Source organism: Sphingobacterium sp. UBA2610, assembly GCF_002339225.1.
Taxonomy (GTDB): domain Bacteria; phylum Bacteroidota; class Bacteroidia; order Sphingobacteriales; family Sphingobacteriaceae; genus Sphingobacterium; species Sphingobacterium multivorum.
This window is the reverse complement of sequence record NZ_DDKA01000011.1, coordinates 118,522-142,493: the sequence shown is the minus strand read 5'-3', so window position 1 is coordinate 142,493 and position 23,972 is coordinate 118,522. Positions and strand designations below refer to the sequence as shown.

Annotated in this window: 26 protein-coding genes and 2 tRNA genes; 16 read left to right on the top strand and 12 right to left on the bottom strand. The window is 38.7% G+C overall.

Going from position 1 to position 23,972, the window contains the following annotated elements; genetic code table 11:
* Window positions 1-54: 54 nt before the first annotated feature.
* Genes trxA through B4Z47_RS08125 form a run of 3 tightly spaced genes read right to left on the bottom strand, consistent with a single transcriptional unit; the run spans window position 55 to window position 1,939 of the window.
* Entirely contained in the window at window positions 55-351 is a 297-nt protein-coding gene (trxA, locus tag B4Z47_RS08135; RefSeq protein WP_088162818.1) for a thioredoxin, read from the bottom strand.
* Entirely contained in the window at window positions 351-1,082 is a 732-nt protein-coding gene (locus B4Z47_RS08130) for a rhodanese-like domain-containing protein (RefSeq protein ID WP_115046792.1), read from the bottom strand. The genes trxA and B4Z47_RS08130 overlap by 1 nt, the downstream gene beginning before the upstream one ends.
* An 8-nt stretch (window positions 1,083-1,090) precedes the next feature.
* The gene (locus B4Z47_RS08125; protein ID WP_115046790.1) at window positions 1,091-1,939 is read right to left on the bottom strand and encodes a glycoside hydrolase family 25 protein; all 849 of its coding nucleotides are present in this window, start codon (window positions 1,937-1,939) and stop codon (window positions 1,091-1,093) included.
* A 67-nt stretch (window positions 1,940-2,006) separates the two neighbouring features.
* Here B4Z47_RS08125 and B4Z47_RS08120 point away from each other — a divergent pair, with 67 nt between their 5' ends.
* The 6 genes from B4Z47_RS08120 (at window position 2,007) to B4Z47_RS08095 (ending at window position 5,676) form a co-directional block, all read left to right on the top strand.
* Complete coding sequence (locus B4Z47_RS08120) at window positions 2,007-2,891, top strand: bestrophin family protein (protein WP_115046788.1); 885 nt, start codon at window positions 2,007-2,009, stop codon at window positions 2,889-2,891.
* A gap of 95 nt (window positions 2,892-2,986) precedes the next feature.
* Window positions 2,987-3,071: transfer RNA gene (locus B4Z47_RS08115), tRNA-Ser, on the top strand.
* Between the two features lie 264 nt (window positions 3,072-3,335).
* Window positions 3,336-4,232, top strand: a complete 897-nt coding sequence (locus B4Z47_RS08110) for an alpha/beta fold hydrolase (RefSeq protein WP_115046786.1) — start codon at window positions 3,336-3,338, stop codon at window positions 4,230-4,232.
* A gap of 4 nt (window positions 4,233-4,236) precedes the next feature.
* Complete coding sequence (locus B4Z47_RS08105; RefSeq protein WP_088162822.1) at window positions 4,237-4,731, top strand: RNA polymerase sigma factor; 495 nt, start codon at window positions 4,237-4,239, stop codon at window positions 4,729-4,731.
* Window positions 4,718-5,314, top strand: a complete 597-nt coding sequence (locus tag B4Z47_RS08100; protein ID WP_115046784.1) for a hypothetical protein — start codon at window positions 4,718-4,720, stop codon at window positions 5,312-5,314. The genes B4Z47_RS08105 and B4Z47_RS08100 overlap by 14 nt, the downstream gene beginning before the upstream one ends.
* A 277-nt stretch (window positions 5,315-5,591) precedes the next feature.
* A tRNA-Ser gene (locus tag B4Z47_RS08095) sits at window positions 5,592-5,676 on the top strand.
* Window positions 5,677-5,741: 65 nt separating this feature from the next.
* On the opposite strand, the gene B4Z47_RS08090 is transcribed toward B4Z47_RS08095, so the two are convergent.
* Window positions 5,742-6,632 carry a winged helix-turn-helix domain-containing protein gene (locus tag B4Z47_RS08090; RefSeq protein ID WP_115046782.1) on the bottom strand — a complete coding sequence of 297 codons (891 nt, stop codon included), beginning with the start codon at window positions 6,630-6,632 and terminating at the stop codon, window positions 5,742-5,744.
* A gap of 172 nt (window positions 6,633-6,804) precedes the next feature.
* Between B4Z47_RS08090 and B4Z47_RS08085 the strand changes: the two genes are divergently transcribed.
* Window positions 6,805-7,347, top strand: a complete 543-nt coding sequence (locus tag B4Z47_RS08085) for a hypothetical protein (RefSeq protein WP_115046780.1) — start codon at window positions 6,805-6,807, stop codon at window positions 7,345-7,347.
* A 318-nt stretch (window positions 7,348-7,665) separates the two neighbouring features.
* Window positions 7,666-8,202, top strand: a complete 537-nt coding sequence (locus B4Z47_RS08080) for an ExbD/TolR family protein (protein WP_115049407.1) — start codon at window positions 7,666-7,668, stop codon at window positions 8,200-8,202.
* Between the two features lie 187 nt (window positions 8,203-8,389).
* Here the strand turns inward: B4Z47_RS08080 and B4Z47_RS08075 are convergent, their stop codons facing one another.
* Entirely contained in the window at window positions 8,390-8,956 is a 567-nt protein-coding gene (locus B4Z47_RS08075) for a hypothetical protein (RefSeq protein ID WP_088162826.1), read from the bottom strand.
* A gap of 187 nt (window positions 8,957-9,143) precedes the next feature.
* On the opposite strand from B4Z47_RS08075, the gene B4Z47_RS08070 reads away from it, so the two are divergent.
* Window positions 9,144-9,536, top strand: a complete 393-nt coding sequence (locus tag B4Z47_RS08070) for a group III truncated hemoglobin (protein ID WP_115046778.1) — start codon at window positions 9,144-9,146, stop codon at window positions 9,534-9,536.
* A 100-nt stretch (window positions 9,537-9,636) separates the two neighbouring features.
* Here the strand turns inward: B4Z47_RS08070 and B4Z47_RS08065 are convergent, their stop codons facing one another.
* The 3 genes from B4Z47_RS08065 to fbaA all read right to left on the bottom strand — a co-directional run bounded on the left by B4Z47_RS08065 (window position 9,637) and on the right by fbaA (window position 12,429).
* Window positions 9,637-10,305, bottom strand: coding sequence for a sterol desaturase family protein (locus tag B4Z47_RS08065; protein WP_232475606.1), 669 nt, complete (start codon window positions 10,303-10,305; stop codon window positions 9,637-9,639).
* Window positions 10,306-10,539: 234 nt separating this feature from the next.
* Window positions 10,540-11,214 carry a head GIN domain-containing protein gene (locus tag B4Z47_RS08060; RefSeq protein WP_088162828.1) on the bottom strand — a complete coding sequence of 225 codons (675 nt, stop codon included), beginning with the start codon at window positions 11,212-11,214 and terminating at the stop codon, window positions 10,540-10,542.
* Window positions 11,215-11,349: 135 nt separating this feature from the next.
* On the bottom strand, window positions 11,350-12,429 hold the full coding sequence (fbaA, locus tag B4Z47_RS08055) for a class II fructose-bisphosphate aldolase (protein ID WP_046672381.1): 1,080 nt from the start codon (window positions 12,427-12,429) through the stop codon (window positions 11,350-11,352).
* Window positions 12,430-12,744: 315 nt separating this feature from the next.
* Here fbaA and B4Z47_RS08050 point away from each other — a divergent pair, with 315 nt between their 5' ends.
* The 6 genes from B4Z47_RS08050 (at window position 12,745) to B4Z47_RS08025 (ending at window position 18,808) form a co-directional block, all read left to right on the top strand.
* The gene (locus tag B4Z47_RS08050) at window positions 12,745-13,092 is read left to right on the top strand and encodes an ArsC family reductase (protein WP_088162829.1); all 348 of its coding nucleotides are present in this window, start codon (window positions 12,745-12,747) and stop codon (window positions 13,090-13,092) included.
* A gap of 169 nt (window positions 13,093-13,261) precedes the next feature.
* Window positions 13,262-15,208, top strand: coding sequence for a M1 family metallopeptidase (locus B4Z47_RS08045; protein ID WP_236560273.1), 1,947 nt, complete (start codon window positions 13,262-13,264; stop codon window positions 15,206-15,208).
* A gap of 166 nt (window positions 15,209-15,374) precedes the next feature.
* Window positions 15,375-16,016, top strand: coding sequence for a carboxypeptidase-like regulatory domain-containing protein (locus B4Z47_RS08040; RefSeq protein WP_201649534.1), 642 nt, complete (start codon window positions 15,375-15,377; stop codon window positions 16,014-16,016).
* Between the two features lie 115 nt (window positions 16,017-16,131).
* Entirely contained in the window at window positions 16,132-16,545 is a 414-nt protein-coding gene (locus B4Z47_RS08035; protein WP_070566147.1) for an Rrf2 family transcriptional regulator, read from the top strand.
* 7 nt (window positions 16,546-16,552) lie between these two features.
* Window positions 16,553-17,200 carry an NAD(P)-dependent oxidoreductase gene (locus tag B4Z47_RS08030; protein WP_070566149.1) on the top strand — a complete coding sequence of 216 codons (648 nt, stop codon included), beginning with the start codon at window positions 16,553-16,555 and terminating at the stop codon, window positions 17,198-17,200.
* Between the two features lie 132 nt (window positions 17,201-17,332).
* Window positions 17,333-18,808, top strand: coding sequence for an amino acid permease (locus B4Z47_RS08025; protein ID WP_070566151.1), 1,476 nt, complete (start codon window positions 17,333-17,335; stop codon window positions 18,806-18,808).
* A 75-nt stretch (window positions 18,809-18,883) separates the two neighbouring features.
* Here the strand turns inward: B4Z47_RS08025 and B4Z47_RS08020 are convergent, their stop codons facing one another.
* On the bottom strand, window positions 18,884-19,426 hold the full coding sequence (locus B4Z47_RS08020) for a DUF1543 domain-containing protein (RefSeq protein ID WP_046672388.1): 543 nt from the start codon (window positions 19,424-19,426) through the stop codon (window positions 18,884-18,886).
* 156 nt (window positions 19,427-19,582) lie between these two features.
* Here B4Z47_RS08020 and B4Z47_RS08015 point away from each other — a divergent pair, with 156 nt between their 5' ends.
* A complete protein-coding gene (locus B4Z47_RS08015; RefSeq protein WP_115046772.1) occupies window positions 19,583-20,452 on the top strand; it encodes a serine hydrolase in 870 nt (289 codons plus the stop codon).
* A 95-nt stretch (window positions 20,453-20,547) separates the two neighbouring features.
* Here the strand turns inward: B4Z47_RS08015 and B4Z47_RS08010 are convergent, their stop codons facing one another.
* The 3 genes from B4Z47_RS08010 to lepA form a co-directional block, all read right to left on the bottom strand.
* Window positions 20,548-21,090 (bottom strand): hypothetical protein, encoded by a 543-nt coding sequence (locus B4Z47_RS08010; RefSeq protein ID WP_115046770.1) that lies wholly within the window; start codon window positions 21,088-21,090, stop codon window positions 20,548-20,550.
* An 86-nt stretch (window positions 21,091-21,176) separates the two neighbouring features.
* Entirely contained in the window at window positions 21,177-22,064 is an 888-nt protein-coding gene (locus B4Z47_RS08005; RefSeq protein ID WP_115046768.1) for a bifunctional 5,10-methylenetetrahydrofolate dehydrogenase/5,10-methenyltetrahydrofolate cyclohydrolase, read from the bottom strand.
* A 64-nt stretch (window positions 22,065-22,128) separates the two neighbouring features.
* Complete coding sequence (lepA, locus tag B4Z47_RS08000; RefSeq protein WP_046672392.1) at window positions 22,129-23,919, bottom strand: translation elongation factor 4; 1,791 nt, start codon at window positions 23,917-23,919, stop codon at window positions 22,129-22,131.
* Window positions 23,920-23,972 lie beyond the last annotated feature (53 nt).

The window sequence follows — 23,972 nt, the reverse complement described above, 5'->3', positions numbered from 1 at the left end:
CACCAGAGTATCATTAAAAAATAAGGCGTTCAATTTGATTGAACGCCTTATTTTTTACTTTACTTGATCGATCAATTTATGTAATTCCATCTTGGGAATCATGCCGCTTTGTCGCCATACCTGTTGGCCATTTTTGAACAACACGAAAGTAGGCACGCCACTTACCTTATAAATCGAAGCAATTTTTGGATTCTTATCCACGTCAATCTTAATGATAGACAAATCTTCTTGATAAAATTCCTTTACATCCTGTAAAATCGGTGCCATAGTCTGGCAGGGACCGCACCACGTCGCAAAAAAATCCACCAAAACCAGCGAATTTGATTGAATAATCTGGTCAAAAGTAGCCATTATTGATTCTCCTTTACTTCTTCTTGCAATGCCTTATACCCACCTTGGATATTGCATATATGTTTAAATCCTTTAGCACTCAAAATAGATACAGCTACTGCACTCCTATAACCTGATTGACAGTGTACATACAGCAGTTGATTGTCTTTTTTAAGCGTAGAACCAAAATTAACGAAATCTGTTAGTGGAATATTCATTGCATTGTCAATATGTCCATTACCAAATTCTTTATCTGTTCTTACATCCACAATATGACCTTGATCTGATCTTTTCCTGAATTCTCCTGCACTGATATTACGCAACGAGACTACATCTTCACTAGCTTTCCAAGTTTCAATGCCGCCTTCCAAAACCCCAATGACATGGGTATAACCCAGCTTTAATAAATGATGATAAACCGTATCTTGACTATCTATATCTGTAATCAATAAAAGCTTTTGGGCTTTATTGGGAAACACTTGCGCCAAAAAGTGATCAAAAGGACCTTTAAAGCCTATATTTATTGATTTAGGTACAAATCCTTGTACGAATATATCGCCAGATCGCGTATCAAGAACTTGAATAGCTGTTTCACGACGCAATTTTTTAAATTCTTTCAATGTTAATCGTGGTAAATCTGAAGCGGGTTGCGACATCTCGACCCGATGACTCTTCGATGCTGCATACAATTGCATTTGACCATTGAACAGAGCAATACAGACTCCACATAATGTGATAAAAACTCTACGCATATATTTTACTATTTAAAAGGAATAAGCAGCTTCTCCAATTCCTCAATTTTACCATTGTATATATTCAAATCCACATTACCCTGAATCCCTCTAACAGTACCTTTTTCAGAAAATTGCCAGAAGGCCCAATGCTCTTTTGGGTTCTCAACCCAAAAGTTATAATTTGCAATCCACAACGTATAAGCGGCAAATTCCTTTTCCAAAAAGTCACTATAAAACTTATCTCCGGAGTAAAGAATGGGTTTTACCTTGTAATGAGCTTCGACTTCTTCAAGCCAACGTTTTAGCCCGACTTTCAAGCTATCCATCGATTGTTGTTTTGGATGCTCCTCAATATCCAAGACCGGTGGAAGATCGCCAGACTGTAGTTTAACCTTCCGAATAAAATTCTTCGCTTGCTTTACCGAGTTCTCATTGGGTCTAAAATAATGGTAGGCCCCTCTCAAAACCGCCCTATTTTCCGTTTTACTCCAATTTCGACTAAACTTATCATCAATTCCTTTCTCACCCATTGTCGCCCTGATAAACACAAAATCTATTGGAAAATGATCATTGATTGTGCTAACTTTCTGCCAATCTATTTCTTCCTGATAGGTAGACACATCTATGCCAAACACCTTATCATCGTGCTTGCTCATAATCTCAATATTACGAATATCATATTTAGCTTCCTTCGTCAGAGACTTGTCTTTGGAGGTAGCCACGCGAAAATAGTATATAATTCCAGCCCGATAATGCCACACAACAAGACAGAGGAAAAACACCAGCATTCCTGCTATCATCCAAATCCACTTTGTTCCACGAACCTGACTTCCTTTTGTACTCGTTTTCTTTCTTTTTGATTGCTGTAGTGCCATAGCACGATGAAGTTACGGCAATAGCAATTAACTCGCAAAATTTTCGCAACAATTTATATTTTTGTGTATGATCGTATACAACCCCAAAGACTGGCTTTCGGCAACTTTCAAATTGCATAAATCAGATACCTTCAAAAAGTTACTGCCATTTCTTGTTTTGATAGCGTTTTATTCCTGGATGATTGCCTTTCTAGAATTGGAATACCTCAAACTAAATGAAAAGAGCTGGGTCAAAAACATTACCATTGTCCACAATCTTCTCGGTTTTGTTATATCGCTTTTACTGGTGTTCCGAACAAACACGGCCTATGACCGCTGGTGGGAAGCCCGAAAACAATGGGGTACATTGACCAATGTTAGTAGAGCCTTTTCGTACAAACTAAATGCCATGCTGGATGGGGATGACAAAGTGAATCGTAGTTTTTTCAGAAAGGCAATCCCCCTGTTCGCAGAGACACTATACGATTTTCTAAGATCGGATTACACCAAGTTTATGCTCGACGAAAACGAACACCCTGAGTTAAAGGCTTTGGACAATAAAAAACATGGTCCGAACCAAGTTTCCACCATGATCTTCCAAAAAATCAATGATCTATATAAAGAAGGCACTATAAGTGGCGATCAGCTTATTATCCTTAATGAGGAAATTATTACCATGACACATGTTTGTGGAGCTTGTGAGCGTATTAAAAACACCCCAATACCATTAGCATATAGTGCATTTATCAAGAAGTTCATTATATTCTATACCATGACCCTTCCAGTAGGTTACGTTTTTTCCATCGGTTACTTTGTTGTGATTGCTGTACCATTTATCTTATATGTTTTAGCATCTCTTGAATTAATTGGTGAGTCCATTGAAGAGCCATTTGGTATCGACCAGGACGATTTACCGATCGACAAAATTGCGGCCAACATCAGGAAACACTGCCATGAGATTATCCCTGCATAGACTTTTTTAAAAACAATCTAACTCATTTTCAAACGCTAAGACTAGCTATAGAAAATAAGTTTTGTAAATCTATTCGAAATTTCTACTTTTGTCGCGGAGAGTTGGCAGAGTGGTCGAATGCGGCGGTCTTGAAAACCGTTAACTGTCACAGGTTCGGGGGTTCGAATCCCTCACTCTCCGCAGAAAAAGCCTTTCAGAAATGAAAGGCTTTTTGCTTTTGCCCCTTTATTCTCCCCCATCAAAAGATCAATTTTCTTATAGTACCATTCCATTCGAATTATCAGAGCGTTACCTACAAGAAAACAACATTTCCCTCAAATCTTCCTGGTCACATGTACTCTTTTTCACTTTTTTCATTCTTTTATGTAATAATCTGTAATTCATAACATCTAATAGGCAGAATATTCTAGAAAACCATAATTACTAATTTTAAATTCAATTCTTATGAAAACTATTGTTCTTCGTATCAATAAAGATCTACCGAACTATTTATGCCATTTCACCAAAGTCGGTATTTCAATACTTTTACTTATGATTTACGGATCGGCATTTGCACAAAAAAAATATGATTTTCAGGTCAGTATCTATGGAAAAGGAACACCGATCATTCTTATTCCAGGATATAGTTGTAGTGGAACCGTATGGACAGAAACTGTAAATCACTTAAAAGACAAATACGAATGTCACGTGCTTACACTTCCTGGCTTCGCAGGACAAGCAGCTATTAAAGAAGCATTGCTTGAGACTATGCGCAATGAAATCATAGCATATACAGAGGCAAAAAAATTGCAAAATCCGATTCTTCTAGGCCATAGTTTAGGAGGCTTTTTGAGTCTCTGGATCGCAAGCACCGCACCTTCGCTATTTCAAAAAGTTATCGTTGTGGACGGAGGACCGTTCTACCCGGGCATGCAGAACCCAAATACAAGTGTAGAGGAAGTGAAAAAGTTTGTCGATAAAGATGCACTTATCGCACAATTTACTTCGATGGGAAACCAACAACTTAGTGTGTATGCTGAAAATATAGCACGACAGCTGGTAACTGATTCTATAAAAGCCAAAACAATAGCCGAATGGCAAGTACAAAGCGATAGAGTTACATTAGCATCTGCGTTTTATGAAATGATGACGACGGATATCCGCCAGGATCTTGCTAAAATTACGATACCCGTTTTGGTGCTAGGTAGTAAGTACGAAACGTTGGAAAAATCACAACAGATTCTTTCCGAGCAATATAAGTATGTAAAAAAGCTAACTTTACACAATACCAACAGTAAGCATTTTATTATGTATGATCAGCCAATTTGGTTTTTTAAAGAACTAGACACATTTTTAAAATAACCCGATGACCAACAAAGAAAACTTTGAGATTATTTACAAAGAATATGCGCCGGCCATCCGCAAGTTATGCCTCAGTTATACCGGAGACCGAGATAATGCAGAAGATTTAATCCAAGAGACCTTCATTACTGTATGGAAAAAACTCGACAGTTTTCGCAACGATGCCAAATTAAGCACCTGGATCTACAGAATAGCGATCAATAATTGCTTGACGAGTATGCGAAAAAAACATCAGCATTTAAAAAAAATGACCGACACAAGCTGCATCGATATACCAGAGGATTCATCGAATGAAAAAATACAGCAGATTGATCTGCTGTACAAATGTATCAGCAAGCTGAAAGAAGCTGATAGAGTACTGATCACATTGGTATTAGATGAAAAACCTTATGAGCAAATAGCAGAAATTACGGGAATTACAGAGAATAATCTCCGTGTAAAAATCCATAGAATTAAAAAGGAATTAACCGAAATTTTCCATAAATATGCAAGACTTTAACGATTTACAACATCTTTGGAAACAGGATAGCAAACAAAATATCTTGCCCCCAAAACACCTGAATAAGGCCAAAAACTTTCGTCAAGAATTAATAAGGAAAGAAATAGCCGGTGCTGTTTTATTGCTTGCAACAGGATTAATTATTCTTGCTCTGGCATATTTCCTTGATTTTAGGCATAAAACGCTCACATTGTACACAGCGATGTTTATCGTATCGTTCCTTTGTTTTATACAGGCATACTTAATGTTGACCACTGCACGTAAAGTCAAACAGATCAACGAAGCAGCTTTACCTACCGAGCATTTACAACAGTGGCAAGAGTTTGACTCCTTTCGAAAGAAAAGAATGCATTGGAATATGCCGATTTATCATCTACTTCTCGGTATAGCGATCTCGATCTATCTTCGGGAAATCCTAGCGGGTGCTAGTTTCCACTATTATTTACTGACTTACCTTCCAACCTATAGCTGGATTCTATTTTCCTACTTTTATCTGGGTAAAAGACAACTCGCTAAAATTGACCGATCAATCAACGAAGTTATTTTTGAATTACAGGAGTTAGAACGACAGTTCGGGAATTGAAAAATCGGATCATGTTTGCTCCTTAAGAATACATTCATGATTACATTTTTAATTGCAATAAATAACCTAAAACAAGATTATGATCCCATCTAAAGCGGACATATCGTCCAGGGCAGAGTCCGCTATCTCCAATATGACATCGGAAGGTGGTCAACCCCTAAAAATAACCAACTGGTATTCAGCTACATTTCTATTTAAGAGTGCTAAAACTGCTTTTAAACAAAGAAAAATGTAAAATAAGTTTTGTAATTCTACACAAAATTTCTACTTTTGTCGCGGAGAGTTGGCAGAGTGGTCGAATGCGGCGGTCTTGAAAACCGTTAACTGTCACAGGTTCGGGGGTTCGAATCCCTCACTCTCCGCAGAAAAAGCCTTTCAGAAATGAAAGGCTTTTTGCATTTTAGCCCAATTTATCCCCTTACTCTTCTTAAGAACTTACCTCAAGTTTATATCCTTTGCCACGTATAACCGTAATTTTGATATTCGGATCAAACTCCAATTTTTTTCTAAGTTTTGATATAAACATATCTAAACTGCGTCCAACAATAATTCCCTCATCTTCCCAAATTTCTTTTTGCAGCCGTGTTCGCGCTATCGTTTGGTTAGGAGACAAGGCGAAAATATGTAACAAACGGGTTTCCGTTCCAGTGAGATCTATGGTGTTTTCATTAATGACCATTTCTCGCTCCTGCGGATTAAACAAAACGGCCCCAAAGGTTAAAATACTGTTATTTTGATCGTCTAACACAGTGCTTCGCCTCCGATCCGATTTCAAAAAAAAGAATCCAGCAAATGCTAAAAACAACAGGATACCAAGAAAATAGTTATTCGCTGCTGTATTTATCCCGCTAGGTTTAAATTTAATATTGATCATGTAACATCCTTTAGGTTGTACTCTACCTCTACAAGCAATAATATCATCTTTTTTATTATGGGAAATAGCATATCCATAAGCTACACTCGAATTGCCACAGTTGAGGACGTTAACGACATAATCACGGGCAAGAGGATCATTGACCAACAGGCGCTGAATAGCACTCACCAGTGAGTCTGGTTTAAAGGTGATTTCATTCTCAAACCTGATCTGATATTCATTTTCTTGAATCTTTTCTATCGGAAGTACCCTTGATCTACTGTCTCCAGACTGCGTAAGCAGTTCATCTCCTATCCTCCTAAGCAAAACTTCCCTCCTAGCGCTATCAAAATCGTCTGTGCCAGTCATATCAAAAGCAACAAAGGCCATCGCAATAAACAAGAGTATTATGCCGCCATACAAGTACTTGCGGTTCCCTGAGAAAATATTTCGGCTTTCAGACATACGATTTACAATTTATTTACAAAGATTACATCACTATTTACAATCTAAATCCCTCTATATAAGTATCATCAAAGTAATTTTGTTACATCACTCTAAAACAGATGCGCGAAAAAAAGTTTGAACGGATCTAATTTACTGGGATAAATCTAATGTTCATTAAACTTTTAAAAATATGAAAAAAATTATCTACGTATTGGTTTTACCGCTCGCTATAGGAAGCGGCTTGGCCTTTGCCAATCGCGAAATCAAAAATGAAACCTTAAACAAAACGGCGCCGAATTCACGCACTCCTACTGAAATGACCACCGAAAGGAATAAATGGGAAGCGAGCCCCAATGGTATAAAGTTCAAAAAATGGAAAGAATCTCCCGAAGGTATAAAAGTACTTGACAATGCTGCGAAAATAAAGAATGAAATAAAGAATTCTGCCAACATAGAGGCGGTTGTAACTTCTCTTTATCTTCCTCTTGGTGCACAGTTAGGTTTTGGAGTGATGGTTAGGATTAATCGTGAAGACTATATTCTAAGTTTTGGTCTGGAAAATTCTAATGAATTTCAACAATTGAAAAGTCTGAAAGTAAACGACAAAATAACGATAAGGGGTCGTAGTGTCATGTACGCGCCTAAGTATTCGTATCCAATAGTAGCGGGCGATTATGTACAAAGAGATAACAAAATAATTTATAAACGCATCCCTAACCAAGGCGGTTGCTAAGTAACTTACCCACCACTCCGCAAGAAAAGCCTTTCAGCATAGAAGGGCTTTTTTGCAAACCACTAGAAAAACTTCGACAGCCTAGCAAGCGCCCTAAATTGATTGAAAGGACAAAATGACAAGTGAATTGGTCAAATCGGATCAACAACGAACAAACTAAAACATAGCATAAAAAAACTGATTATCAACAATTAAGAAAAAAAACACAGAAAGTACTTGAGAAAAACCCCAGTTTTAAAAAAAAATACTGTGGAATCCGTTCTTCTCTGACATCATAATAGTGAGTAACAAAAACGTGTTAACCTAAAGATGACGATCATGGCAGAATTAAACCAAAAAACGCAAGAAACGGGAAAGAAAAAAATAAGAAGCAGAAAAATGGCTCCTAAAGTAGATTTAACAGCCATGGTAGACCTCGCATTTCTTCTCATTACATTCTTTATGTTGACCACAACATTAAATAAACCATCTGCAATGGATATCGCCATGCCGGACAAAAGTAAATCAGATGTAGAAAGTTCGGTTCTTATTGATGAAAACCGCACGGCGACGCTCATTCTTGGCGAAGGAAAATTCATGTGGTATCATGGGGATTTCAAAAAACCGATCAGCTCTTCAAAAGTACCGGTAGATATCGAGAAAGGGCTCTCAGGCGTTATTGCACAGTTAAAAGCTAAGATAAGCACTATGCCCAATACAAAGGACATGATTGTACTGATCAAGCCTAGCAAAGAAGCGCGCACAAAAGATATTATTCAGACGATAGATCAATTGAAGGGCCAGCATATCGCACGTTATGTGATCAGTAAAATGCAAATCGAAGAAGAAAAGCAATTGCTCGCTATAATCCAGTAACATTGATTTGAGCGATGTCCTATCCATACATTGTAACAACCTATTGAACGAGCTTTTCATAGGTAAAATCAATTATTGTCATCAAAAAACATGGGAATGATTTCTATCTGATGAAAATAGACAGTAACAAGTTTACCGAAAGGTCGTATGATCGATCTTTCGGTAGGTTCCAGCCCAGTACGGTAAATTATCTTTTATCCAGATTGTTCCAATAACGTTCCACATTTTCTTTTACCTCAACCGGTAGGGACGCATAATTATCGGAAAACGTTGTTTGACTATAACCATCTACTTCCTCCGCACGGAGACGGTAAAACTTATTCTTATAAAGAACTAGACCAATACAGCTAAGCTGCTTTTTTAGGTCATCCTTGGGATGCCTTGAATAGATAAATAATGCATCCAATTTACCATCCTTATCGGCATCAAAAAATGCCTTTCGAGATTCCCAAATCGACGTAACGATCCCTTCTTCGGATATCAATTCATCAGCCACAAGCTGCCACATTCCTTCGATCTGCTGAAATTGTTGTACATAAAGTTTGTCGGGATCGGCACCCCGTTCCTCTTTTGAAAACACTATATAATTATCTTCTTTTGGAGTTTGAATGCGTTCCACTTGTAACACACGCTTCCCCTTAAATGGAAAACCAGAAGATTGAAAATTTTCCTTATTGATCGAAATTGTTGTAACCTGCGCCTCAACAGCATAAAATCCCATCGATAATAGGATTAAAAGAACGTATTTTCCCATATGTTTTTCCCTTAGTATTGAGTCAATTTACTGACAATAAAAGAGAATTACAATATTTCAACGAGACATCTTTACATCCAAGTGATGCGATTCTCCATAAATGTCACTACATTTAATCTAGATAAACATCATGAAGAAGCTTTTGATTCAGCTATAGGTCTTTATTCATGAGCTTAGATCATACGCGATGAAACAAGATATTCAAACATTCGATGACATTAAAGTATTAGTAGATCAATTTTATACGACGATACGTAACGATACTTTGCTCGGACCTATTTTTAAAGAAAGAATCCAAGACAATTGGGCAATGCATCTTGAAAAGATGTATAGTTTCTGGCAGACTATCCTACTGAATGAACATCGTTATTTTGGCAGCCCCTTTCCACCTCATATTAACTTGCCCATTGATGCGCAACATTTTGGTCAATGGCTCAAATTATTCGAAGCAACAGTAGATGGCTTATACAGTGGACAAAAGGCCGAAGAAGCCAAATGGCGTGCGCAGAAAATGGCCCAAATGTTTCAGTTCAAACTGGAATATCTGCACGCCAACCCCAACAAGAAACCATTGATCTAAAGTTAGCCTACTTGATGGCATTGTTAAATAAAAAGAAAAATTAATCCATAAAAAAAGCCCTTGGAAACTTCCAGGGCTTTTTTAGTTGATGTGATTCAATTTATGCTTTTTCTTCCTTTAAGGAAGTAGAATCTTTTTTGGATTCCTTTTCTTCGAAACCTGAGCGTAAAATTTCATCCCATAAGGAAGAACTCACTCCAAAACCCTTTTCTGGATCAGAATAATGGTGCAACATATGGTGCTGCTTGATCCGTTTGAAAATACCGCTTTTAAAATTAGCATGGTGCATCGCATAATGACATTCGTCATAGATCAAATACCCCACCATAAAACCTGAGAAAAAACAGGCTAAGATAAACTCATTCGAAAAAAACAATGTAAAACCAAGATAGACCAAAAGAGCTAGTGGAATACTCGCTGACAACGGCATCACCAAACGCATACGGTCTCTTGGGTAATCATGATGCACACCATGGAAAATAAAAGCGATTCGCTTTCCCCATTCCGATGTCGGATGAAAATGAAACACCCAACGATGTAACGCATATTCAAAAGCAGTCCAAAAAGCTAAACCAAAAATAAAATACCCAATGTAGGTTAAAAAGGAAATGTCTCCCCAAACTAGCGCTTTATACGAAAAGAAAACAACCACGGGTACATAGAAAATCAAAGGTACACTCCAATGCACTTTCGTCAAAGACTCTAAAAAGTCATTCTTGAACATGCGCGTAGATTCCGTAGAATTTGAAACATAATTACGCTTTGCCATAATACTATTTTTATTATTCCCTCACAAAAATAAGTATTTTAAGCACAAATGAAGAAGGTTTCTGATGAGAAAAACAAAATAACTGACCTTTTTAATAAAAAGGTTAAACAACAATCATTACCCCAATCAAGCTAAACCCTTTTTATTTCATCTATTACCTCAAATTTCCACTCTTTTCTATAAAATCAACTAAAATGAACTCGCACTAAAATTGACAAATCCAAGACAGTTTACTTATTTAAAGTTGACTGTTCCTCCGGCCATTTTCTTTTCTACACGTTGTTCTGGTTTTCCATAGACATCAATGACACCGCCACCACGTGTTTTGGTTTCGATGGAATCAGTAACATAAACATCTGCTTTACCGCCACCATTCACAGTGACCGTCGTGATACTCGTCTTAAAATCTTTTCCTTCATATTTGCCGCCAAAGTTTGAAATGATCTCCTGTTTATTTGCCTTTCCATACAAAGCGATTGTAGCCCCTGAGGTCACTTTAATTTCAGCTGTTTTTACCGCTGTATAGAGATCGACCAGACCACCTTCTGAAGCATAAACTTTTAAGTGGTCAGCAGCAACTGGATTATTTGTAGTTGCAAATACCTTGGCTCCTTTTTTTGCTTCTACATTGTTCAAACTCTTGTAATATACCTTCACAGAGATATTCCCCCCTTGCAGCATATTCAACGTATTCATTTTCAAAACCAACGATCCATTTGTGTTGACGACCTTAACATTCTCATGGTTCTGTCCTTCAAACGTCACCAAGGACTCGTCGGATTTAATCAGCTCCACCTGAATCTTGTCCGTCGCTACAACCGAAGAAAAATCGCCAACATTTTGCTTCACCTGCCCAAACCCCATTTGGGCAATTAATAAAAGAATTACACTGACTCCTAAAAATTTCATATTTACTTGACTTTTTATTGTAGTTCGTCAAAAAATAAGCCAATTCCTATTAAGAACAATATTTTTAACCTATTTTGACATAAAAAAGGCGCCCTATCTAAGGGCGCCTTTATGATCTATTTTTTCAACCTATGCTTATAGTTTGCTATTAACGTCTACTGCATTCAAATCAGCGAATGCTTCTTTCAGACGAGCAACAAACGTTTCTTCACCTTTACGTAACCAAACGCGTGGATCGTAATATTTTTTATTTGGAGAATCAGCTCCTTCTGGATTACCGATCTGACCTTGCAAATAATCATGGTTTTTCGCTTCATAAGCTCTTACACCATCCCAGAAAGCCCATTGCATATCCGTATCAATGTTCATTTTGATCGCACCGTATGAAATCGCTTCTGCAATTTCTTCCGGAGAAGAACCAGAACCACCGTGGAATACGAAGTTTACGGGCTTCTCAGCAGTAAGATTATATTTCTCACGAATATATTCTTGAGAATTATGTAATATAACTGGTTGCAATTTCACATTACCTGGTTTGTAAACACCATGAACATTACCAAATGCAGCTGCCACTGTAAATTTGTCAGATACTTTAGACAATTCTTCAAAAGCGTAGGCAACCTCTTCTGGTTGGGTATACAGTTTTGAGCTATCCACATCCGAGTTGTCAACACCGTCTTCTTCACCACCTGTAACACCCAGCTCGATCTCCACTGTCATACCAAGTGGTTTCATACGCGCTAAGTATTTAGCGGAAATCTCAATATTTTCTTCAATTGGCTCTTCCGATAAATCCAACATGTGAGAAGAGAACAATGGTTTTCCATGTTGCGCAAAGAATTTCTCGCCAGCGTCCAACAAACCGTCGATCCAAGGTAAAAGTTTCTTAGCTGCGTGATCTGTATGCAGAATAACTGCTACACCATAATGCTCAGCTAATAAATGAACATGTTGTGCTGCAGATACCGCTCCCAATACGCAAGCTTGTAAATTATCGTTGTTCAAGGTTTTACCAGCGTAGAATTGCGCTCCACCATTTGACAATTGAATAATTACAGGAGAATTTACTGCTTTCGCAGTTTCCATAACCGCATTGATAGAGTTTGTTCCGATAATGTTTACCGCAGGCAAAGCAAACTTATGTTTCTTCGCAACCTCAAACAACTCTTGTACTTGATCTCCTGTCAATACACCTTTAAAATCTTTTAGGCTCATATTTCTGTTATTGATTTATTTTAATCTTTCATTAAACTTGAAGCTACTAAATTATTAAAAATTATTATTACTTCCTAATTTTTATAGTGTACTAAATACACTATCATTTCACATGGGATATAGAATGTTAACAAATCATAAAACCCTGATTGTCCAATTGAATAGGAACTTCCGGTTACTCCTTTTTTCAATGGCATTGACAACAAAATATCCACAATTATCCTTAAATCACAGATAAGACACCATAGAAATATGAATTATTTTAAAAATTGTATCGGGATTGATTAAATTTGAATTCACCAAATTGTCACTATTATGCTACAGGTATACGGTATCAAAAATTGTAACACAGTAAAAAAAGCACTTACATGGTTGGAAGACAATAATGTTCCCTTTCAATTTCATGACTTCAAAAAAGAAGGCGTCAGTGTGGATAAATTAAAAGAATGGGAAAAACAAGTAGACTGGCAGGCTCTAGTGAATAAAAAGGGAACTACATGGAAAAAGTTATCTCCGGAAACTCAAGAGCAAGTCATTGACAGTGATAGTGCCAATAAAGTACTTCAGGAAAATACAAGTATGATTAAACGTCCTGTTATTGAATACAACAAAGGTATATTACTCGGTTTTAATGAAGCAGAGTACGTAACAAATTTAAAATAGTTCCACAATGCTTCCCGGAATGGAGGTTCTAAAAAGCCTCCAATTATCCAAAATAAACCTTTAAGGTCACTTTCTATCCCTTTTATTATAAAACGTCGTTTGCGTTTTTTTTGGCTCAATGTACTTTTCATTGTATATTGGAGCAAATAAACATAATTTAAGTAGACGTATGATGAAAAGAATTGCACTGGCTTCTTTAAGCCTTGTTGCGTTGAGCTATGCTTACCCAGCCTTTGCACAGGAGAAAACATCCAATTACAGCTATACAGAGGCCTTTGCACCCTTGTTTTTTAAAAATAATGGCAATGAATATCGTTCCGCAGCCGGAAAACCGGGCCCTGCCTACTGGCAAAATGCAGCCGACTATAAAATTCAGGCTTCCCTGAACGATCAAAATGATCAAATTACAGGATCTGTCGAGATTACCTATAGCAACAATAGTCCAGACAATATGAACTATCTGTGGTTACAATTAGATCAAAATATGTTTTCACAACATGGCCGCGGTCAATTGATCTCCCCCTTGACCAACAGCCGTTACGGTGATGGCAACTCAACTTTTGATGGTGGATATCAGATACAATCTGTTACGGATGTAAACGGAAATACGATCGAACATATTATTAACGATACCCGCATGCAGCTTCGACTTCCTGCTGCGTTAAAGAGCAAGGGCGGAAAAATAACTTTTAAGATTAAATACCAATACACCGTTCCTAAATACGGTGCGGACCGTACAGGTATACTTGACACAAAAAACGGAAAAATCTATGCCATTGCACAATGGTTCCCAAGACTGTGTGTCTATGACGACATTAGAGGTTGGAATACCCTTCCTTATACAGGACCGGGAGAGTTCTATCGTGAATTCGGAAATTACCAGGTTGAGATCACTACCCCGGCAAACCACATGGTTGTCTTGGGTGGCGAATTGTTAAACCCACAGGAAGTATTTACAGCTGAGCAACTCAAACGATACCAACAGGCACAACGTAGCGATGAAACCGTAATCATCCGCTCCGCCGAAGAAGTTACCGCAAAAAACTCCAGACCTGACAAGAAAACCTTAACCTGGAAATATCAACTTAATAATGCGCAAGACATTGCCTGGGCCTCCTCTACGGCATTTATATTAGATGGCGCGAAGATCAATCTACCGAGTGGAAAAAAATCCCTCGCTTTGTCTGCCTATCCAATTGAAAGTAACAGTAACAATGCCTGGGAACGCTCGACAGAATACACCAAAGCCGCAATTGAAATCTATTCAAAAAGCTGGTTTGAGTATCCTTACCCTGTAGCGGTCAATGTAGCCTCCAATGTCGGTGGAATGGAATATCCAGCCTTGTCGTTCTGTGGCAATCAGGCCAAAGCAGGATCTCTTTGGGGTGTTACCAACCACGAGTTTGGTCACAATTGGTTCCCAATGATTGTCGCATCCAACGAACGTGAACATGGATGGATGGATGAAGGGTTCAATACATTTATTAACGAACTCGCAACAAAAGAATTCAACAATGGCGAATATTACCGTAATCAGGCGAGCAGATCGTACATCTTTACTGCCCGTAATCTTGAACCGATCATGAGTACCCCGCAAAACATGAAAGAACGTAATATTGGTGCTTTGGTCTACTATAAGCCAGCTTATGGACTGAAATTATTGCGAAACGAAATCATCGGTCCTGAGCGCTTCGATTACGCTTTTAAAAAATATATCCAAGAATGGGCTTACAAACACCCTACTCCGGAGGATTTCTTCAAAGCTATTGAAAATGGTGCTGGTGAAAACCTAAACTGGTTCTGGCGCGGGTGGTTTGTCAACAACTGGCAAATGGACCAAGGTATAAAATCAGTATCCTATGTCAACAACGAGCCAAAATTTGGCGCACTTGTCACCGTGGAAAATCTCGAAAAATTACCGATGCCAGTTGTTATTGAAGCGACAACCGTATCGGGCAAGAAGATCCGAAAAAAACTACCGGTGGAAATCTGGGAAAGAAATGACGTATGGCAATTTAAAATACCCACCACAGAGTCATTGCAATCTGTACAGTTAGATCCTGACATGGTCATGCCGGACAAAAACCCAGACAATAATTCGTGGAAAGCAAATTAGCAGATTTTCAAAATCTATTCGTTATTTTTGGCTAGAGAACGATCATGAACGTACGGCCTAAACAAAACGGCAAATACCCTGTTCATTCATAGATTGAAAATACATAACTATATTTATTCAAATGAAAATCTTACAAACGATTCTAAGCTGCTTACTTATAACGCTAATGGGTGGACATCTTGTTGCACAGGAAAAAACCAAGGGGATTATTATGGAACTTGTCAGCGGTGAGAAAATTGAGGCTGCACAAATTCAAAATTTAAGAACCAAGGCTGAAGTAAAGACCAATGGAGATGGCTCCTTTGCAATTGATGCCAATATTAACGACCACTTGTTAATCAAAGCTGTGGGATATGAACAAGATACTGTTTTCATTTATGATACGAGCTTACGCAGAATCTATTTGAACAGAATGAATAATGTTATCGAACTCAGTGAAGTTGTCGTAGAAAGGATGACAGACAGTAGACTTGCTGCTGAAATCCAGCGCGAGAAGACTTTAGGAAAGTATTCCGACGCAAGTCAAAACCGCGGCGGAGTACGAATTTCTCCAAGCCGTATATTTAGCAAAGAGGGAAAACAAGCACGTTCAAATTATAAACTCTTAGTCGATGAACGTGAGAAAAGAGCAGTTGATCGCAAATTCACCGAAAATCTGATCAAAGAATTGACTCCGCTCAATGGTTCGGATCTAGCCCTGTTTAAGGAAAGATTTAGACCTTCCTATAAATTTATTCAAAACAGCAGCCAAGAGACTCTGAAAGTCTATATCATGGATAGCTATAAAAAATTTAACGAGAAAAAATAAAAAACAAACACTTTTATCACGTGATTGTCAGAAGGTTTTAAACTGTAATAATTTTTATTTCAGTTTAAAACCTTTTCTGTTACTTTGTGTTATAATTTAGAAAAATCAGCAGAGGATGTTACACAACTTGAGGTTCGCAACAGCATTACACATTATGGTTCTGGCACAGTTAGAAGAGTCAAATCAATGGCTTTCTTCTGAATATATCGCGTCAAGCATCCAAGTCAATGCAAGTGTGGTTCGCAAAGAAATTGCATCTCTCAAAACAGCATCTTTACTAACGAGTAAAGAAGGTAAGGGCGGCGGTATTCGCATAAATCCCGAGAATCCAACGATTACCTTGGCTGATATTTATATTAGCTCCAAGCAAAGCGATTTCGGCGGGAAATTTAACAATCCCAATCCGGCCTGTGTTGTTGGCAAAAATATCAACTCCAAACTCCAGGATCTGTATCAGGAAGTCGACACTGATATTGTACAGCGTTTGGAAAAGATAACCCTAGCTGATTTTAGCAAAACATTTAATTAAAGGAAACATGAAAGTAGCAGTAATTGGATCCACAGGATACGTAGGATCTCATCTCGTAAAAGAATTGGTAGACCGCAACTATGACGTCGTTGCAATCGCCCGCCACACCGAAAATATTCCATCGACTGAAAAAGTAACCAAACTCCAAGTAGATATCAATGATAATAATCAATTGGTTTCTGCTCTAAAAGGTGTTGATGTTGTTGTTTCGGCTTTCAATGCCGGATGGACCAACCCTAATCTTTATGAGGATTTTACAAAAGGTGCATTGGCAATCCAACAGGCTGTTAAGGATGCCGGTATCAATCGTTTCATTGTTATTGGTGGTGCAGGAAGTTTATTGATTGATGGAAATAGACTGGTCGATTCACCGGATTTTCCAAAAGAAATTAAACCTGGGGCTTTAGCTGCAGCAGATTACCTGAAAACCATCCAAAAAGAAGATCAACTTACCTGGACCATGTTTAGTCCTGCTATAGAAATGAATTCCCATGCTGGTGGAACCCGTACAGGAAAATACCGTACAGGCCTTGATGCTCCTGTATTTGACCAGGAAGGTCGATCTAGGTTATCAGTAGAGGATCTTGCTGTAGCAATAGCAGACGAAATTGAGAACAAACAATTCCTCAATAAACGCTTTACAGCAGCATATTAGTACCCAAACAAGCATTTGATTCAGATTTTATTACAAAAGGGAGGAGCAATCTTCCCTTTTTTCATTGAGATCATTTATATTTGACATTAATTAAACAATTAAAAAGCTAAATAATCGTAAAGAATTAATCCTATGCTATTTAAAAAATCGATTCCTCAACTCATTGCTGAAGCAAATGAAAATGGTGAACACACGCTAAAGAGGACACTGTCCAGCTCGGGCCTTATCGCCCTCGGTGTTGGGGCCATCATTGGGGCAGGACTTTTCTCCCTAACAGGAATTGCCGCTGCTGAAAATGCAGGGCCAGCTGTTATCCTATCTTTCATTATCGCAGCAGTAGGCTGTGGGTTCGCAGGTCTTTGTTATGCCGAATTTGCCTCTATGATTCCTGTTGCAGGAAGTGCTTACACGTATTCCTATGCCACAATGGGTGAATTTGTCGCCTGGATTATCGGCTGGGATCTCGTCCTCGAATATGCACTAGCAGGAGCTACAGTAGCCGTCAGCTGGTCCCAATATTTCAACCAGCTCCTGATGATATTCCACATCCAACTCCCCGATATCCTACTCAAAGGCCCTTGGGAAGGTGGCGTGGTTAACTTACCTGCGATCATTATTGTTTGTTTACTCTCGCTATTGCTGATGCGTGGCACACAGGAATCATCCCGTGTAAACAATATTTTGGTAATTCTAAAAGTCGGCGTCGTATTGATTTTTATCGCCTTGGGTTGGAGTTTTATCAATCCTGCAAACCACGATCCATTTATTCCTGTAAATGCAGGTGAAGAGCTTGTAAAAAGTGGGCAACAAAGCTTCTGGTCATTTCTAAAGAGTGATGACTTTGGCCACTTTGGCATCAGCGGTGTATTGCGTGCTGCAGGCGTTGTATTTTTTGCATTCATCGGTTTTGACGCGGTGAGTACAGCTGCCCAAGAAGCAAAAAATCCAAAAAAAGGTATGCCTATAGGTATCATCGGTTCATTAATAATCTGTACACTTTTGTATGTTTTATTCTCCTACGTAATGACCGGAATCGAACATTACACGATGTTTAAGGGGGACGCTAAGCCAGTTGCGACAGCTTTTGCCAGAACAGGCTACCATTTCTTAAATACAGCGTTGATTATTACGATTATTGCAGGATACACTTCAGTTATTCTCGTGATGTTACTTGGTCAGAGCCGCGTATTTTATTCGATGAGTAAGGATGGTTTGCTTCCAAAGATATTCTCAGACTTATCCAAAAGACAGACTCCTTGGAAAACAAACGCTATTTTCATGGTATTCGTCAGTATATTCGCAGGTTTCGTTCCAGTTTCAGACCTTGGCCATATGGTAAGTATCGGTACCTTATTTGCCTTCACCCTCGTATGTGTGGGTATTTTAGTACTACGTAAAACAGACCCCAATTTGGAGCGCCCATTTAAAACACCACTGGTTCCTTTCGTTCCGATCATGGGAATCTTGGTCTGTATTTTAATGATGGCTTCATTGCCAATAGAAAGCTGGGAGCGTTTGGCCGTCTGGCTTGGTATAGGCTTATTGATTTATTTTGTATACGGCAAAAAACATAGTGTCATTAGAAAACAACATCAGAACCAACAATAAGCTGGTTAAACATAAAAAAGGCTTCTTTATAGAGAAGCCTTTTTTATGTTTAAGAAATCGAATAGCGCATTCCCTCTATAACGCGCTCAGTTTAAAATAGCCATTCGCAATGGTATCTTCTTCCAAACCGGTCTTTGGGGTAATTTGAATACTATACTGCTCTTTATCACGAGGTAATAGCAAATCTTCGATCTCATAAATATCATCAACATCCAAACCATACTTATCATCGATGTGTGCCGAACTGTGGTGCTTCCAAAAAACAGTCCGTTTTGCCTTTTCAGTAGCCTTGGCCAAACTCGATGCAACAATAAGCTCTTTGTAATGGAACTCATCAAATTCATTCGGTTTGTATCCCCCTAAATTAACAAAAAACAATTTCACTTCCGAATCAACAGCCTGTCCATTCCCCCTTTCAGTAACCTTAATTTCATATTCCCCGATCTTATGGACAATACGGTAGGCATCAATATGGATTTTACCATCAGCCTCAGGCCAAAAATCTTTAATGGGATCAACAAAATCCTTGAGCTCATTCCCTATGCCAAAGAAAATGTCATGCTGTTCTGTCCGTCTATTTTTCGGCTTACAACCGATCAAAATCATAAATAACTTCATAGTCAAAAACCAGTCTTTCAATGTCCATACTAGAATATCCAGTTTATTTTTCAGCGATGTTTATGCGTACGAATCATGGATATTTCATAACTTAAGCCCTATAAAAAATAAAAATAACTATTATCCACCACATTTAACATACATTATAACTTCACAATGCACAAAATATTCCTATCATTTACGTTACTATTCTTATCATTACTGTCCTTTGGACAAAAAGCCGCTACCGATAAAAAACTCGAATCACAGATAAAACAGCTCATTCAGGGTTTTCAAGGCGATGTTGGCATTTATGTACACCATCTTAAAAAAAATAAAGAAGTCAACATTCAGGGCGACAGCATTTTCCCTACAGCAAGCATTGTCAAAATCCCCATTTTAGTCGGTATCTTTGATAAAATTGAAAAAGGTGAACTACAACTTGATCAGCAACTGCTCTACCGTGCTAGTCAACGATATGGCGGTTCAGGGCTGATGCAATTTTTTAAGGACAGTACACAAGTTGATCTGAAAACCTTGGTTGCGCTTATGCTATCTTATAGTGATAATGTAACCAGCATTTGGAATCAAAAACTTGCGGGCGGAGGTGTCGCGATCAATAAATTAATGAGCGATCTTCAACTGGCCCACACACGTGTCAACTCACAGACAGAGGGACGGAAGCCAGATTGGGAAAGATATGGTTGGGGCCAGACTACACCGAAAGAGATGGCCGACTTGGTCACACTGATCCGACAAGGCAAAGTTGTATCCCCAAAATCTTCGGATCAGATGTATCGTTTTATGGGCAACATGTTCTATGATGAAAGAGGGCTATCGCAAATCCCATCCACTGTTAAAACAGCTTCAAAAACAGGCTCTTTAGATGACGTACGCAATGAGGTCATTTTGGTCAATGCACCGAAAGGAGATTACGTTTTCAGTATTTTCACCAAGAACAATACAGATAAAAGCTGGGGAAAAACAAATGAAGCAGAGGTACTTACCCGTAAACTTTCCAAATTGTTATGGGATTACTACCAATAAGCCTATTTAAGTCAATGTTATAAAGATGTGATATAAAAAGGGGAGGCACTCAAAAAAGTGCCCCCCTTCCCTATAGTTCAAATGAAATACGTCAACTAATTTTTCAACGCTTCACCTACATTTTTAGCTTTCCGACTAATATCGTCACCTACTTTTTTGGAAGCATCTTTTACATCTTTAGCGGCCTCCTTGGTTCCGGTAGCAACATCATTTGCAACTTTCTTCGTACCGTCAGCGACATCTTTTGCAGCATCTTTTGTTTTATCAACAGCTGTATTTGTCGCATCTACTGTCGCATCTTTTGCATCTTTCAATCCCTCTTTTACATCCTCTCCAGCATTACGCAAAGCATCCTTGGTTTTCTCCCAAGCTGTGTTAGCTTCTTCAGAAGCAGCTCGAGCCTTTTCCTCGGCGGCTTTATCGCCTTTCGCGATAGCTTCATCCAAATCCTTTTTCGCCTGCTCTGCTTTCAAACGGGCATTTTCCTCCGCATTTTTTAAATCTGCGATTGCCGCATCTACATGCTCACCGACTGTTTTTGCCGAATCTGTCGCTGTAGTGTCTTTTTTCTCCGAATTGTTGCAAGAAGACATGACCAATGCTCCTGCTACGACTGCTAAAAGTGCAATTTTTTTCATTATAAATTGATTTATGAGTGTAGTTTTCAACGGCTCATCAGAGCACGTATACATCAATTTACAACTTCTATGCCAATTAGACAAAATTATTGCTTCGGATAGATTGTTCCTTTCGCAGCTTCTAACGTATTTTTCAATAAACCCACGATTGTCATTAACCCAACTCCGCCCGGTACCGGTGTAATCCAGGATGCTTTAGGAGCAACATTTTCAAAATCGACATCACCAAATAGCTTAAAACCAGATTTTGTAGCTGTAGAAGTTTCTCTATTAATACCGACATCAATCACAACCGCACCGTCTTTAACCATATCTGCTGTAACAAAATTTTTCTTACCAATTGCTGCAACAACGATGTCGCCTCTCAGAACCTCCGTTTTAAGATCTTTTGTACGACTATGTGTTAATGTCACTGTACAATTACCTGGATTGGAATTACGTGCTAGTAAGATACTCATTGGCGATCCTACGATATTGCTTCTTCCAACCACAACGGCGTGCTTGCCTGCAGTATCGATCTTATAATATTCCAACATCAGCATAATACCATATGGTGTTGCTGGAATAAAACAAGGAAGATTACGTTGCATGCGCCCGAGGTTGATTGGGTGGAAACCATCCACATCTTTGCGGTAATCAATTGCTTCGGTAACTTTATCCGGATCAATATGTTTTGGTAAAGGCAGCTGAACAATCAAACCGTCAATAGACTCATCCTGATTGATTTCTTTGACCTTAGCGATCAATTCATCCTCGGTAATGTTTTCATCATAACGAATGTTTGTTGATTCAAAACCGACCAGTTGACAGTTGCGCATTTTGCTGGCCACATAGGTTTCGCTACCACCATCATTCCCCACAAGGATAGCAACCAGATGAGGTTTGCGGCCAGTCTGTGTCGTAAATTCAGCCGCATCTAACGCAATTTGCTCTTTAATTTTTTCGGAAACTAGTTTACCATCTAATAGATTCATGTTTAGGAGATTTTATTGTATTTAAAAGGAGCCCAAGAGCTCCTTTATTATAGTGTTATTTTGATTAATCTAATTTCAATACCGCCATAAATGCAGATTGCGGAATCTCTACGTTCCCAACCTGACGCATGCGTTTCTTACCTTTCTTCTGTTTCTCCAAAAGCTTACGCTTCCGGGAGATGTCACCACCATAACATTTTGCTGTAACATCTTTACGTAAAGCGGAGATCGTCTCACGTGCGATGATCTTTGCGCCGATTGACGCTTGAATACGAATTTCAAATTGTTGACGTGGTAACAGTTCTTTTAGTTTTTCACAGATCTTTTTACCAAAATCATAGGCGTTACTTCTGTGAATTAACGACGACAGGGCATCTACAGGTTCATCGTTCAATCGGATATCCAATTTGACCAAGTCTGACTTGCGATAACCAATCTGGTGGTAATCAAATGAAGCATAACCTTTAGAGATTGTTTTCAACTTATCATAAAAGTCAAATACAATTTCTCCCATTGGCATTTCAAAAACCAATTCAACACGATCTGACGTCAAATAATGCTGATTCATGATCGTACCACGTTTCTGGATACAAAGAGACATAATTGGTCCTACGAAATCCGATTTCGTAATAATATTAGCTTTGATATAGGGCTCTTCGATTGAATCCAATTTACTTGGATCCGGTAGATCTGAAGGATTATGTACGATCACTTCCTCTTTATCTTTGGTCATATAGGCCTTATAAGATACGTTGGGAACTGTCGTGATAACCGTCATATCAAACTCGCGCTCGAGGCGCTCCTGAATAATCTCCATGTGAAGCATACCCAAGAACCCACAACGGAAGCCGAACCCCAGGGCTGCTGACGACTCTGGTTCAAACACCAAAGAAGCATCGTTCAGCTGCAAACGGTGCATAGATTCACGCAACTCCTCGTAATCTTCCGTATCTACAGGATAAATACCCGCAAAGACCATCGGTTTCACCTCTTCAAACCCTTGGATAGCCTCAGAACAAGGACGATCTTTATGCGTAATGGTATCCCCCACTTTCACTTCACGTGCCTCCTTAATTCCAGAGATAATATAACCAACATCACCGGTCTTAATGACTTCTTTGGGTACTTGATTCAACTTCAGCGTCCCAATTTCATCGGCAAAATATTCTTTCCCAGTGGCAACAAATTTCACGCGGTCGCCTTTACGGATTTCACCATTTTCAACTTTAAAATAAGCCATGATACCACGGAATGAGTTGAAAACAGAGTCAAAAATCAAGGCTTGCAAAGGTCCGTCAGGATCACCCACAGGATGTGGAATACGGTCTACAATAGCTTCCAAAATATCCGGAACCCCAAGACCTGTTTTACCGGATGCAGGAATAATCGCATCACGGTCACCACCGATCAAATCCACAATCTGATCTTTGACTTCTTCTGGCATAGCACCTGGAAGATCCATTTTGTTGAGGATCGGGATAATTTCCAAATCATGTTCCAACGCCAGATATAAATTTGAAATCGTTTGGGCCTGAATACCTTGAGATGCATCAACGATCAATAAAGCGCCCTCGCAGGCAGCAATTGAACGCGACACCTCATAAGAAAAATCCACGTGTCCCGGGGTATCGATCAGGTTCAAGATATATTCCTGACCATCTCTTTTATAATTCATTTGGATGGCGTGACTCTTGATCGTAATACCACGTTCACGTTCCAAATCCATATTATCAAGTAATTGTGCCTGTGCCTCACGCTGACTGATGGTATTGGTATACTCTAAAAGGCGGTCTGCCAAAGTACTTTTGCCATGGTCAATATGCGCAATAATACAGAAATTACGAATGTGCTTCATATAGGATTTTTAAACTCTTTTGCTAAAAGGCAAAGATACCTTTTTTTATATAT